This is a genomic window from Chamaesiphon sp. (assembly GCF_041737865.1).
In the GTDB taxonomy this organism is placed as follows: Bacteria; Cyanobacteriota; Cyanobacteriia; order Cyanobacteriales; family Chamaesiphonaceae; genus Chamaesiphon.
This window is the reverse complement of the sequence record NZ_JBGSQZ010000276.1, coordinates 1-12,533: the sequence shown is the minus strand read 5'-3', so window position 1 is coordinate 12,533 and position 12,533 is coordinate 1. Positions and strand designations below refer to the sequence as shown.

General features: G+C 44.0%; 11 protein-coding genes and 1 riboswitch. Of the genes, 6 read left to right on the top strand and 5 right to left on the bottom strand.

Features of this window, described 5'->3' with window-relative positions; translation table 11 throughout:
• Positions 1 to 140 precede the first annotated feature (140 nt).
• Positions 141 to 482, bottom strand: coding sequence for a hypothetical protein (locus tag ACEW9J_RS21055; protein WP_373547047.1), 342 nt, complete (start codon positions 480 to 482; stop codon positions 141 to 143).
• Positions 483 to 798: 316 nt separating this feature from the next.
• Entirely contained in the window at positions 799 to 1,509 is a 711-nt protein-coding gene (locus ACEW9J_RS21050) for a TIGR02466 family protein (protein WP_373547046.1), read from the bottom strand.
• Between the two features lie 105 nt (positions 1,510 to 1,614).
• Between ACEW9J_RS21050 and ACEW9J_RS21045 the strand changes: the two genes are divergently transcribed.
• The gene (locus tag ACEW9J_RS21045; RefSeq protein ID WP_373547045.1) at positions 1,615 to 2,457 is read left to right on the top strand and encodes a transglutaminase family protein; all 843 of its coding nucleotides are present in this window, start codon (positions 1,615 to 1,617) and stop codon (positions 2,455 to 2,457) included.
• Positions 2,458 to 2,509: 52 nt separating this feature from the next.
• Entirely contained in the window at positions 2,510 to 2,896 is a 387-nt protein-coding gene (locus ACEW9J_RS21040; protein ID WP_373547044.1) for a glutamyl-tRNA amidotransferase, read from the top strand.
• Here ACEW9J_RS21040 and ACEW9J_RS21035 read toward each other — a convergent pair whose 3' ends face one another.
• The 3 genes from ACEW9J_RS21035 to ACEW9J_RS21025 all read right to left on the bottom strand — a co-directional run bounded on the left by ACEW9J_RS21035 (position 2,897) and on the right by ACEW9J_RS21025 (position 5,742).
• The gene (locus ACEW9J_RS21035) at positions 2,897 to 3,676 is read right to left on the bottom strand and encodes an ABC transporter ATP-binding protein (RefSeq protein ID WP_373547043.1); all 780 of its coding nucleotides are present in this window, start codon (positions 3,674 to 3,676) and stop codon (positions 2,897 to 2,899) included.
• A gap of 181 nt (positions 3,677 to 3,857) precedes the next feature.
• Positions 3,858 to 4,712: an ABC transporter permease gene (locus tag ACEW9J_RS21030; protein ID WP_373547042.1), complete on the bottom strand. Its 855-nt coding sequence runs from the start codon at positions 4,710 to 4,712 to the stop codon at positions 3,858 to 3,860.
• Entirely contained in the window at positions 4,690 to 5,742 is a 1,053-nt protein-coding gene (locus ACEW9J_RS21025; RefSeq protein ID WP_373547041.1) for an ABC transporter substrate-binding protein, read from the bottom strand. The genes ACEW9J_RS21030 and ACEW9J_RS21025 overlap by 23 nt, the downstream gene beginning before the upstream one ends.
• A gap of 322 nt (positions 5,743 to 6,064) precedes the next feature.
• Positions 6,065 to 6,184: riboswitch (guanidine-I (ykkC/yxkD leader) on the top strand.
• Between the two features lie 84 nt (positions 6,185 to 6,268).
• Here ACEW9J_RS21025 and ACEW9J_RS21020 point away from each other — a divergent pair.
• The 4 genes from ACEW9J_RS21020 (at position 6,269) to uca (ending at position 12,308) form a co-directional block, all read left to right on the top strand.
• Positions 6,269 to 6,997 (top strand): urea amidolyase associated protein UAAP1, encoded by a 729-nt coding sequence (locus tag ACEW9J_RS21020; protein WP_373547040.1) that lies wholly within the window; start codon positions 6,269 to 6,271, stop codon positions 6,995 to 6,997.
• A gap of 247 nt (positions 6,998 to 7,244) precedes the next feature.
• Complete coding sequence (locus ACEW9J_RS21015) at positions 7,245 to 7,898, top strand: urea amidolyase associated protein UAAP2 (RefSeq protein WP_373547039.1); 654 nt, start codon at positions 7,245 to 7,247, stop codon at positions 7,896 to 7,898.
• 6 nt (positions 7,899 to 7,904) lie between these two features.
• A complete protein-coding gene (locus tag ACEW9J_RS21010; RefSeq protein ID WP_373547038.1) occupies positions 7,905 to 8,708 on the top strand; it encodes a helix-turn-helix domain-containing protein in 804 nt (267 codons plus the stop codon).
• 27 nt (positions 8,709 to 8,735) lie between these two features.
• The gene (gene uca, locus ACEW9J_RS21005) at positions 8,736 to 12,308 is read left to right on the top strand and encodes an urea carboxylase (RefSeq protein ID WP_373547037.1); all 3,573 of its coding nucleotides are present in this window, start codon (positions 8,736 to 8,738) and stop codon (positions 12,306 to 12,308) included.
• The last annotated feature ends 225 nt before the right edge of the window (positions 12,309 to 12,533 follow it).

Here is a 12,533-nt window from a genome sequence, read left to right as displayed (position 1 = left end):
AGAATTTTGCTGATTTTAAAGCGGAAATTTCCACCTGTATCGGCACCGCGAATACAGACCGGAAAGAAAAGCTAGACAGCCTATTAACACTCAATTTTCAATCTTTTGCAAAAGTCCAGATCTTAACCGTTTAGAGTATATCAACTAACTTGTGCCATTATCCGGAGTTGACGCAGAGAGCGGATACAATTAGGGCAATCACAACCGAATACAGCGACGGCACCATCACTTTCTTCGTCGCTAAAGTTGACGAAAGCGTCAGGGTTTTTAGCTTCAGCCTGTGCTCTGGCGATGAGTGTTGATTTGAGTGGATTGCTACGAGAAGATTTTACGCAAACAAGTCGGGCGTGAGCACTGACACAGAATTTATCCTGCATTCCAGATGTCCCTTCAGCTAACACAGGTTCGGTCGCTGTGACTAGAGGTAGTATAGTACTGAGGACAGTAGGTGCCGATAGAAATAGAAGTAAAAAATTTTTCATAAATTAATTAATCTTAAAATTCCAAGCTACATGAATCTGAACACTAACCGATCGATGGGAGTCTCGTCAACTCCCATCCAAAGGTGGAAAATCTGCTGATGAAATGTCTCAACGTATTTACGGATGTAAAGCTTCTAAGCAATCCTAAATGGGAAGCTAGGTTGATGTAGGGTGTGTTAGGCGCAAGCCGCATGAGCACCAGTATCTGATTTAGGATCGCTATCAGGTTGACTCGACTGATTCTACTTAATGTTCCCATCGATCGCCTCAGATGGTGCGTTACGCTTGCGCTAACACCCTACGACTAATCAAAAATTTAGCCCCCAAATGACTTAAACCGCTGCCATTGACTCGGTGGTGGTGTCAAAAACTCATACGCACCCGCCGCTGTAGCAGTTGCCGTCAGTACGATATCAAAGGATAAGGATACCCGTAATTCCTCTGTCTCATTCATCGTTACGGCATGACGTTGTTTTGCTGGAAACATTAATAGTCGCCCTTCTACAGGTACATAAGCGGTTTGGAGCTGATTTAGATAGTTATCATCACCAATAATATCCGTATTCTCACTACCCAACCCTGGGCTAACTTCATTTACTCGTGCATCATCAAAGAATACTAGTCGCCCAGGATCGTAAGTGCCCTCGGCTGGTACTTTGATATAGTAAACAGCACTAATATGTGCCGTATTGTGACAATGAGAACCGATTTCTTGTTCTGTCCGTGAGACGATCGGCCATGCCCGTTGAATGTAGAGATCCACTTTAGTCAGATCCACACCCAGCTCTAGTAAATAGATCGCTGTATGCCGCTCTACTTGCTCTACAATCCACGCAAAACTCGGATTGAGATGAATTTGTTCTACTCCATGTAGATCGCCCGTCCAAGCCATCTCAGGATAGTTACGGCGTTCGGCACCATCTCGCTCTAGTTGCAATACAGCGTCTAGTAGTTGCTGTTGATGTTTTGGAGCATCTGGCAAATCGTCATAATAAATTGCGAGTGGAAAGCAAGTCTCGATCGGCATAAAATTATTTCTAGTATATTAATAGCTCAACGATTCTCCTGGGGAGAAGCTACACCCACGATAGCAACTAGTAGGCATTGATGATTATTTTATTTAGGGAAATAGATGCTAAAGTATGAACTTGGCTGTGAGTTAAACTACAACATTGGCGAACCAAGTACGCTAATTTTTAATATTGGTGTTGTCAGCAATGATTATCAGACGATCGTGCAGGAAGACCTACATTGTGATACCGTTCAGATTGAGGAATACATTGCACCGATCGATCGCAACCGCTACTTGAGAATCAATGCCCCCGCCGGAGAGTTGAAAATTTCCTATCGATCGATCGTCGAGACAACTCACGATTATTCAGATCCCAGTCAGATTATCGAGGTAGATCCAGCCAACATCCCCCTCGATATTTTGCACTATCTCTATCCGAGTCGCTACTGTCAATCCGATCGACTATTTCGCCTCGCCGAAGCTGAATTTGGTAATTTAGTCCCTGGTTATGGGCGGGTGACAGCTATTTGTAACTGGATTTACGATCGGATTACCTATGTGTCTGGTAGCAGTGATTCTTTCACATCTGTTAGCGATACAGTCTTAGAACGCGTCGGCGTTTGTCGAGATTTTGCTCATCTGGGGATTGCCTTCTGTCGCGCCTTAAACATCCCCGCACGGTTTGTTTCTGGCTACGCCTACGGTTTGAATCCTCCTGATTTTCATGCCTGGTTTGAGGCTTATCTGGGCGATCGTTGGTACCTGTTCGATCCGACTCGGCTCGCGCCACAAAACGGGCTAGTACGCGTGGGCACAGGGCGGGATGCCGCAGATGCCGCCTTTGCCACCATTTTCGGTGCTGTGCAAATGAGTCAGATGAAGCTATTTATGAATTACTTACCCACTGGGCAAGATTCAGAGCAGATCCCGATCTCCACTACAGAGGCGATCGCGAATAGTTGAGTAGATACTTAAAGAGTTAATTTAATATTCACCTAAATCTAAAATTGAGAGTATGCCAAATTGTGAGTTAGCTGTCAACGGAACTTTGATGCAGGGATTGGAGTTAAATGGTAATTTGCAGCAGGTTGGGGCGATGTTTGAGCGAGAAGCAATTACCGCCCCGATTTACCGTTTGTGGTCGATCGACGATCGCCATCCAGCGATGATGAGAGTGGGTGAAGGAGGACAATCCATCGCTTTAGAAATCTGGTCTTTACCTGTAGCGGGACTAGTCCAAATCTTACACCAAGAACCCGCCGGATTGTGTATTGGCAAAATTAAATTAGCCGATAATAGTGAGGTTTTGGGCGTTCTAGGCGAACCTTTTCTATGTCAGGGGAAATGCGAAATAACTGAGTTTGGGGGTTGGCGTAATTATCTTAAATCAGTTAATAGCTGACTAGGTTGATGCCGATCGTAAACTTTCTGCTCCATGCTGGCGCAGTAAAATCATTAATTCATCTCGATAATCTTGAAAAATAGCGTGGCGTTTGACGGTGGCGGCGCGATCGGGTAAATTAATAATCAGCTCATTTTTGACTGTACCAGGGCGAGAACTAAGTACAAAGATCCGGTTAGACAGAAATACAGCTTCTTCAACATCATGAGTAATCGAAAGTATCGTAATTTTAGTACGTTGCCAAAGGTCGATAATAAATTCGTGCATCGACTCTTTCGTGTGTATATCTAACGCTCCAAAAGGTTCATCCATTAATAGGATTTTAGGTTCGCACACTAGCGCACGCGCGATCGCGACTCGTTGTTTCATACCTCCAGATAATTGGCTGGGTAAGCATTGAGCAAAATCACTCAACCCCACGACATCAAGATAATAACTAGCGCGTTCCCGTCTTTCTCGTGATGATACTCCCTGAAGTTTCAGACCGAATTCTGTGTTTTTTTGGACGTTCATCCAGGGATATAAAGTATAGTGTTGAAATACCATACCGCGATCGGGACTAGGCCCGCGTACGGGTACACCCCCAATCCGAATTTCCCCACTACTAGGCGTATCTAGTCCAGCAATTTGACGTAAGAGTGTAGATTTTCCCGAACCAGAAGCACCCACTACACAAACAAATTCACCTTGTTCGATCTCAATATTAATATTTTCGAGTACTGTAATATCTTGATGCTGAGTAGTAAATTGTTTGGATAAATTATCAATTTGTAGGAACATCTAATTTTAATATGATAGTAGTTTAACTTTAGTCAGCAAAGCCTAGAGTAACCCAATTACATTATCGGGTAAATCATCTCGATCGACAGTATCAAGTATGACATTTTAGACTCGATCGTTATTTCTGTCCAAAAATTTATCGGTCGTAAATTTGGGCTTGACGAGTTCATAATAATAAATATTACTTATTAGACCATTTAAAGAAAACTCTGATGATGTATTGAAATAACAAGTCTAAGGCTAAACCGATCGCGCCAATCACAATAATACCGACAAAAATCTCATCGGTTTTTAAAAATCTACCAGAGACACTGATCCTTCTACCTAGCCCCTCTGTAGCGGCAATTAATTCAGCAACGATGACTAATTGCCATGCAGCAGCTAAATTAATCCGACAAGCATCTAAAATACCTGGAATCACATGTGGAAAAATCACCATCAATAAAGTTTGGATGCGATTTCCACCTAAAATATAAGTCGCCTCGATTAAATCTTTGGATACAAACTTAACTGTATCCATCACCATCAGCGCATTAAAGAAAAATGTACCGATAAAGATGAGCGTAATTTTAGGTTCTTCGCCAATGCCTTGATAGAGAATTAATAGCGGAATAAAAGCTGGCGCAGGCATATAGCGCATCAAACCAAATAATGGTTCTAGCAATGCTCGAATGCTGCGGAAACTTCCCATCAACACACCTACAGGAATAGCAATAGCAGCAGAGAGTGAAAAGCCAACTCCAACTCGCCATAAACTCGCGATCGTATCTTGTTGTAATTCTCCCGTTTCCCACAATCTTTTAGCAGCAATAATCACCGCTGAAGGGGATGGGAGAAACTTGGGATCGATCGATCCAAAAGTCGTCACACCCCACCATAATATTAGCGGTAGGCCGATCGAAATCCCCATCAGCGTCCAATTTAATGATTGAGGAATATCTTCCGCTAATCGCCAAAATACTGACGGACGTAGAGCCGATCGATCCCGCCGATTTGATGGATTATCGCGATCGTTATTTTTTAGCTTTGGCGGCATAAGCTTTGATAAATCTGTCATCAAATATTTTAGTTAAATCCGGTTTGCTCTTCGCCAATCCTACTTCACTTAAAAACGCGCTCATTTTTGCAGCCGCATAAGGTAGAGAAGTCATATCATTACCAGCTTCAAAGGCTTTGAGATTTTCTGCGACAGTAAAAATTCGCGTTCCTTGGGCATATTCTTTGTACTCACTATCGCTCACACCTGCTCGTTTAACTAAGATTTTATTGGCTGGATCGGGATTAGCTTTGATATAGTCTAAAGTCGCAAACCAACTATCAACCATTGCTTGGACTTTTTCGGGATGTTCGGTAATAAATTTTCGGCTGACAACCAAATGATCGGAAATCGAGCCAGGAAAATCTTTAGAACTAAATAACTCCTTACTTCCAGCTAATTTTAGAGCTTGGGTAGTAAAGGGTGCAAAGACAGCTACTCCGTCTACTTGTCCGGCGGCAAAAGCAGCGGCAGCTTTACCAGTTTCTAGAGGTACAAACTTAATATCCTTGGCAGTTAATCCAGCTTTTTTTAAACCTTGTAATAATAGAAAATGATCGACGGTACCTTCTTCGGCAGCAATTTTTTTACCTTTTAGGTCGGCAATAGATTTAATACTTTTATTAACAATGATTTTATCATTACCTGTAGAGTTGTCATTGGTCAACACCACTACCTGATCTGCGCCACCAGAGATCGAAGCGATCGTATCTCCCAATGTCTGACTGTTAGCATCGAGTTTTCCGGCATTGAGGGCAGAAATTGAGTCAAGATAGCCATCAAACCATTTTAAATCTACTGATACTTTATTAGCATTAAATATTTTTTGGTCTTGGGAAACTTGCCAAGGAAACCATCCCGGCCAAGCACTAAATCCTAACCTAACATCTGCCACTGTAGTATTAGAATTAGACGAACTAGTAGAGTCAGTTTTAGGAGCGACCTTTGTGCCTGGATTACTACAACTGACATTTAGGGTCAAAACAGATGTGAGTAAAAGGCAAGTCGATAGTATCGATTTCCGGCGCATAAAAAATACCCAATAATTTGCGCTTGAGACATCAACGATCGTGAGTACTCAAGCTGCTGTAAGTTAGTTAGTTCGATTAGTCTAGCATCATAGTAAATAAAACTAACAAGATCGCTATCAGATAAATTGTATCCAATCATACAATTATTTAGATTTAGTAATGTAGCGTAACTATTTTTCAGGCAAATAAAGGTGCTGTGGGATCGTTTTGCTCAGAGATTGAAAAATATTCGATCGACTAGCCCACTTTTTGGATTCGATCTGCTATGATTCATTCAAGGCAGTTCGATAGGTTGCCAAAATTATTAAATTAAATACAAGTCAGGATCGCTTCTAGGGTTCCGATCGAGATATTATCGATGACTGGTCCGAGAGAAGCAGCCGATTGGGGTGGATCTACACTACTAATTCGGTCACACGGCGGGAAAAAAGCCCGGGAGAACTACTTTAGCAATACTGGGGATAACTCCTCAGCTATTGGTATATTCTGTGACCAAAATTACACACCCAATCTGGATAACTTGTGATGACTATTACCCTAGCTCCACACCAAGAAATCGACCCCAATCTAGTCCTCTTTGACGAAAAATTGTCAGGTGGCGACTACTGGCATGGCATCATCAAACGTGGGAATACGCTACGGATTACCGACTTAGCCGGATCGCACGGTGTAGCCCTAGCTTGCTACAATGCCGACAATCCGATCGAACGGCTGAATGTCGCCGACACAGCCAAAATCCAATTCAATGCCTTCTTGAAACAGGGGATGGTGATGTATTCGGATATGGGCAGAATATTATGCTCGATTACTAGCGATACGTCTGGCTGTCATGACTTAATCTGTGGTTGTAGTAACAGAACGAGTAATGAGGTAAATTATGGCGATGCGAGCTTACGCAACTCTCGAAATAACTTCCTCAAAGCGTTGGGTAAACGGGGCTTAACCCGCAAAGATTTGATGCCAAATATCAATCTATTCAGTCGTGTGGCTGTATCGCCCGATGGGGATTTGCAATACGATCGCACTTGCGAGAAAGCGGGTAGTTATATCGACTTACGGGCTGAAATGAATATCCTCGCGATCGTGTCAAATTGCCCTCATGTTTTGCATCCGAGTACTGAATACAATCCACAGCCGATTCAATTAACGATCTGGAAATCGCCAGCACCTACTCTTGACGATGCTTGTCGGACGGCTAATCCTGAAGTCGTGCGGGGATTTATCAATACCGACGCATTGTTTGCTCAGGATTAATCGATTTGTAATTAATCCAAGTTATTTGAATTGTTGCGTGGCTGATTTACCCCACCCCAGCCCTCCCCTTGTAAAGCGGATTCGCGCTCGTCGGGTTCCCCGACGGTTTAGCGAACCAAGCAGGGGAGGGAGCAAGATAAGAAAAGCCCCACCTTTATAAGGGGGGTTGGGGGGGGTAAAGATCTCAGTCTTAACTGAAGAAATCGATTCCACATCCATTAACATCATTAACCCTAATAAAATAAACATGATTTCTACAATTTCTAATCCCACACTCGATCCGGCTAATGCTATTTACGATGAAGTAATTCCAGCTCGTCAACCTTGGTCGCGAGTGGTCAAATCCGGTCAGATCCTCCGCATTATCGACCTCCAAGGTAATCAAGCCGTCGATACCCTATTCTATAACGCTCACGATTCATCCGAGCGATATAGTGCCCCCGATACGATCGTTCGTCAAGGCAACATCTTTATTACTACTGGCACCAAGATTATTTCCAATGAAGGGAATGTGATGATGACAGTGACTAATGATACCTGCGGTCGTCATGATACCGTCGGTGGCGCGTGCAGTATGGAGAGTAATTCTGTTCGCTATGGATTGCATAAAAAACATCTCCACGCCTGTGTCGAAAACTACTTACTAGAACTGAGTAAGTATGAGATGAACAAGCGGGATTTGGTGAGTAATATTAACTTCTATATGAATGTGCCAGTGAGTGCCGATGGTAGTTTGGAAATTGTCGATGGTATTTCTGAAGCAGGTAAAATAGTCGAGCTACAAGCGGAGATGGATGTAATGGTATTAATCTCCAATTGTCCCCAAGTAAATAATCCCTGCAATGCCTATAATCCCACACCAATTCGATTGGTGATTTGGGATGCCCCAAACCATGCTTAGGTTGGGTTGAACGAATGTGTTGGCAAAGCCTCTTCTAGCCAAGTTTCCCAACGTCATATCAGTTTTCTGGAATCGGGAAGAGCAAAGCCCAGTCAAGCGATGGTGTTGCAATTGGCAACCGTTTTAGAAATTCCGCTGAGATACCAAAATATGATGCTCAGTGCGGCTGGATTTGCGCCCATTCATACAGAGATCGATCTATCGGCTCCAGAAATGTCATCGATTTTCAAAGCCATCGGTTTTATCCTTCGTCAACAAGAACCATATCCAGCCATTGTCATCGATCGTTACTGGAATTTACTCTTAGCCAACAAAGGAGCTACCCGACTACTCAACATATTCATCGATCCTGACAAATTGCAAACCCTCTTCTGTATTGATGGGAAAATCAATTTGATGCAAGCTATGTTCGATCCGCAGGGGCTACGTCCGTTTATTGCTGACTGGGAAGAACTGGCTGTATCTTTGCTTCAGCGGGTACATCGCGAAGCAAATTCATCGATTGAGAGCGAACAGTCCGCCTTTTTGTTTGATGAACTCGTCAGTTACCCTGGTGTTGCCGATCTCTGGAATGCCTCAAGTCGTTCACAAAATGTCTCTGTTCGCGAAGCGTCTGCCTCAGCAGAAGGAGAATCCACGCAGAATGATTTGATTCTTACAACTCACCTCAAGAAAAAAGATCTAGATTTGCGGTTTTTCGCGATGATCGCCACGCTGGTTACTCCCTGTGACATTACCCTTCAGGAAATCAGAATTGAATGTCTATTTCCAGCAGATGAGGTGACAGAAAAAAACTGGTATCTCGCCTAATCCATATCTAGCTAATGCCAAATTATTATGATCGATCGAATCCTCATTGCCAATCGTGGCGAAATCGCCTGTAGAATCATCCGCACCCTCGACAGGTTGAACATCCAATCGATCGCAGTATATTCTGAAATCGATCGACATGCACCGCATGTAAATATGGCAACCGAATCATTCTGTATTGGCAAAGCTACCGCCGCTGAAAGTTATTTACAAGCCGATCGAATCTTGCAAATCGCTCAGGGAAATCGCGTCCAAGCCATCCATCCCGGCTATGGATTCTTGAGTGAGAATGCCGAATTTGCGACGACTTGCGAAGCTGCTGGGATTGCCTTTATCGGGCCTACACCAGCCCAAATCCAACAATTTGGACTCAAACATACTGCCCGATCGATCGCGGCTAATAATGGCATTCCGATGTTAACTGGCAGTGAATTACTGGAGAGTCAATCCCAAGCAGAAACGATCGCGTCCCAGATTGGTTATCCAGTGATGCTCAAAAGTACGGCTGGCGGTGGTGGGATTGGGATGGAAATTTGTCGAGATAGTAGTAGTTTAGCAGCAGCATTCGATCGAGTCGATCGATTGAGCAGGCAAAATTTTAGTCAAGGGGGAATTTTCCTAGAGCGTTATCTACCCCGCGCCAGACATATCGAAGTTCAAATCTTTGGTGATGGGAATGGGAATGTAGTTGCTTTAGGAGAACGTGATTGTTCGCTCCAACGCCGCAATCAAAAAGTAGTTGAAGAAACCCCCGCTCCAGGTATCGATGAAAACTTGCGATCGCAACTATATTCAGCCGCCATTAAATTAGGTAAAGCTGTCAACTATCGATCGGCTGGTACAGTAGAATTTATCGTCGATGCTGATAGTCAGGAATTCTACTTTTTGGAGGTAAATACTCGTCTCCAAGTCGAACATGGCGTGACAGAATTAGTCAGTGGCATCGATTTGGTTGAATGGATGGTACAGTTAGCAGCAGGTGCAGATCTCGATTTAGCTAACTACAACTATCAACCCCAAGGACATGCAATTCAAGTCCGCATCTACGCCGAAGATCCCCATCACAATTTCCAGCCGAGTGCTGGCTTGCTGACAGCGGTAAGTTTCCCCGAATATGTGCGCGTCGATAGTTGGATCGCCGCAGGTACCGAGGTCACACCCTACTACGATCCGCTCTTAGCCAAGGTTTTGGTATATGGAATAGATCGAGATGCGGCAATTTCTAAACTTCAAACTACTCTCACCAATAGCACGATTGCCGGAATTGAAACCAATCTCGACTACTTAGCTCAAGCAATTGCTCACCCTGAGTATCGAGCGGGAAATGTCCACACTCAGTTTTTAAATACCTTAAATTATCAACCCCAATCGATCGATATTCTCGATCCTGGTGTTCAGACTACTATTCAAGATTATCCAGGGCGGATCGGTTACTGGGATGTCGGCGTACCGCCATCCGGACCGATCGACCATCTAGCATTTAGACTGGGGAACAGACTCTTAAATAACCCTCCAGATGCTGCAGGACTGGAGTGTACCGTGTCGGGGCCAAAAATTCGCTTCAATTGCGATCGAGCGATTTGTTTGACGGGAGCGCAGATGATAGCCACCCTCGATGGCGCACCCGTGCCGTGGTGGACGGTAATTTATGTTAAAAAAGATAGCGTTTTAAAGCTCTCCAGCATTACCGGAAATGGCTACAGAAGCTATCTGACGGTCGCTGGCGGCTTTGATGTCTCCAACTATCTCGGCAGCAAATCTACCTTCACTCTCGGTCAATTTGGCGGTCATGGGGGGCGAACACTCCGCACTGGCGATGTCCTACATCTCAACGATTCACCTAAAAATATCCCCCTCGTCAGTCTAAACCCCGATCTAATTCCTACCTGTACGAATCACTGGGAAATCGGAGTAATTTATGGCCCTCATGGTGCGCCAGACTTCTTTACACCTGCGGATATTGAGATGTTTTTCGCTACTGACTGGGAGATCCACCACAATTCAGCGCGAACGGGAATTAGACTGATCGGTCCGAAACCAGAGTGGGCGCGAACTGATGGCGGTGAAGCGGGATTGCACCCATCAAATATTCACGATAATGCTTATGCGATCGGGACTGTAGATTTTACAGGCGATATGCCGATTATTCTCGCCCATGATGGCCCTAGTTTAGGGGGTTTTGTTTGTCCCGCGACGATCGTGCAAGCCGAATTGTGGAAAATCGGTCAACTCAAACCAGGTGATAAAGTTCGGTTTCAGCCAATCTCGATCGATCGGGCAAATGCTCTAGAATTGGCACAAGATCGAGAGATCGAACAACTCGTTCCACAACCCAGATCTCCGCAGGAATATTATTTACCAGAGACAGCATCAATTGCTGGAAATAACCAAACTATCTACCGTCGATCGGGCGATCGATATCTATTAATAGAATACGGTGAATTAGTCCTCGATCTCAATCTCCGGTTTCGGATTCACGCCTTAATGGAATGGCTCAAATCAAATCCAATCGAAGGTATCATCGATCTTACTCCTGGAATTCGATCGCTCCAAGTTCATTATGATAGTCGGATCTTACTCGATCGAGAATTACTCGACTATCTCACCACCGCCGAATCAAATTTACCAAGTATCGAGCAATTAACCGTACCCACGCGGATTGTGCATTTACCCCTATCTTGGGATGATGATTCCACTCAACTCGCGATCGATAAGTATATCCAATCGGTTCGCGCCGATGCGCCGTGGTGTCCGAGTAATATCGAATTTATCCGGCGGATTAATGGCTTAGATTCAGTTGAATCCGTCCGTGAAATTGTTTTTGCTGCCAGTTATTTAGTATTAGGATTGGGGGATGTTTATTTAGGTGCGCCCGTAGCTACCCCGATCGATCCGCGTCACCGTTTAGTTACTACTAAATATAACCCTGCTCGAACTTGGACACCCGAAAATGCCGTCGGCATTGGCGGAGCTTATATGTGTATCTATGGCATGGAAGGGCCTGGTGGTTATCAATTTGTCGGGCGCACCGTGCCAATTTGGAATCGTTATCGACAAACGGCGGACTTTACCAAACCGTGGTTATTGCGCTTTTTCGACCAAATTAGATATTTCCCAGTTTCGCCATCAGAATTATTGCAATATCGCGAAGATCTAATTTATGGACGGGTTAAACTAGAGATTGAAGAGACAACTTTTAGCCTAGCAGAATATCAGCAATTTCTGATTGATAATGCTGATGATATTGCAAGATTTAAAAATACCCAACAAGCCGCCTTTCAAGCCGAACGAAATGCTTGGGAAGCTGCCGGAGAATTTACTAGGCAATCGATCGAACCAGAACCAGCTCCTTCAGTACCAACACTAGATCTTCCACCCAACTGCACACCGATCTCCGCTCATTTAACAGCCAATGTGTGGCAGGTTTTAGTGAAGCCAGGAGATGTAGTAAAAATAGGAGATAAATTAGTGATTCTCGAAGCAATGAAAATGGAAATGACGATCGAGGCGGAGGAAGCAGGATCGATCGAGGCTATTTATTGTATGCCTGGACAAATGGTATCTACTGGACAAGTATTGATAGCTTTTAGAATGAGCTAGGATGCACGGATCGAAATCTTTCGACAGCTTCGATCCGCGAAGTTTCACCGATGAGAATACACTCTGCCATTATCTCTAAATCGAGCTTGCTGAAAAAGTCAATAAATGGCATTAAATTAGATCGATCGTTAATCGATCTAATTTAATTCATTAAAAATTAGGATGCAACTATAATCAATCATAATTTTTATTAATCATCCGAACCTGATTGACGGACAAAAGTCC

What these genes read in the sequence shown, in the direction of transcription:
- ACEW9J_RS21050 (WP_373547046.1), bottom strand. Translation starts at nt 1,509, where the DNA reads ATGCCGATCGAGACTTGCTTTCCACTCGCAATTTATTATGACGATTTG.
- ACEW9J_RS21020 (WP_373547040.1), top strand. Translation starts at nt 6,269, where the DNA reads ATGACTATTACCCTAGCTCCACACCAAGAAATCGACCCCAATCTAGTC.
- ACEW9J_RS21015 (WP_373547039.1), top strand. Translation starts at nt 7,245, where the DNA reads ATGATTTCTACAATTTCTAATCCCACACTCGATCCGGCTAATGCTATT.
- ACEW9J_RS21030 (WP_373547042.1), bottom strand. Translation starts at nt 4,712, where the DNA reads ATGCCGCCAAAGCTAAAAAATAACGATCGCGATAATCCATCAAATCGG.
- ACEW9J_RS21025 (WP_373547041.1), bottom strand. Translation starts at nt 5,742, where the DNA reads ATGCGCCGGAAATCGATACTATCGACTTGCCTTTTACTCACATCTGTT.
- ACEW9J_RS21055 (WP_373547047.1), bottom strand. Translation starts at nt 482, where the DNA reads ATGAAAAATTTTTTACTTCTATTTCTATCGGCACCTACTGTCCTCAGT.
- ACEW9J_RS21035 (WP_373547043.1), bottom strand. Translation starts at nt 3,676, where the DNA reads ATGTTCCTACAAATTGATAATTTATCCAAACAATTTACTACTCAGCAT.
- ACEW9J_RS21045 (WP_373547045.1), top strand. Translation starts at nt 1,615, where the DNA reads ATGCTAAAGTATGAACTTGGCTGTGAGTTAAACTACAACATTGGCGAA.
- uca (WP_373547037.1), top strand. Translation starts at nt 8,736, where the DNA reads ATGATCGATCGAATCCTCATTGCCAATCGTGGCGAAATCGCCTGTAGA.
- ACEW9J_RS21040 (WP_373547044.1), top strand. Translation starts at nt 2,510, where the DNA reads ATGCCAAATTGTGAGTTAGCTGTCAACGGAACTTTGATGCAGGGATTG.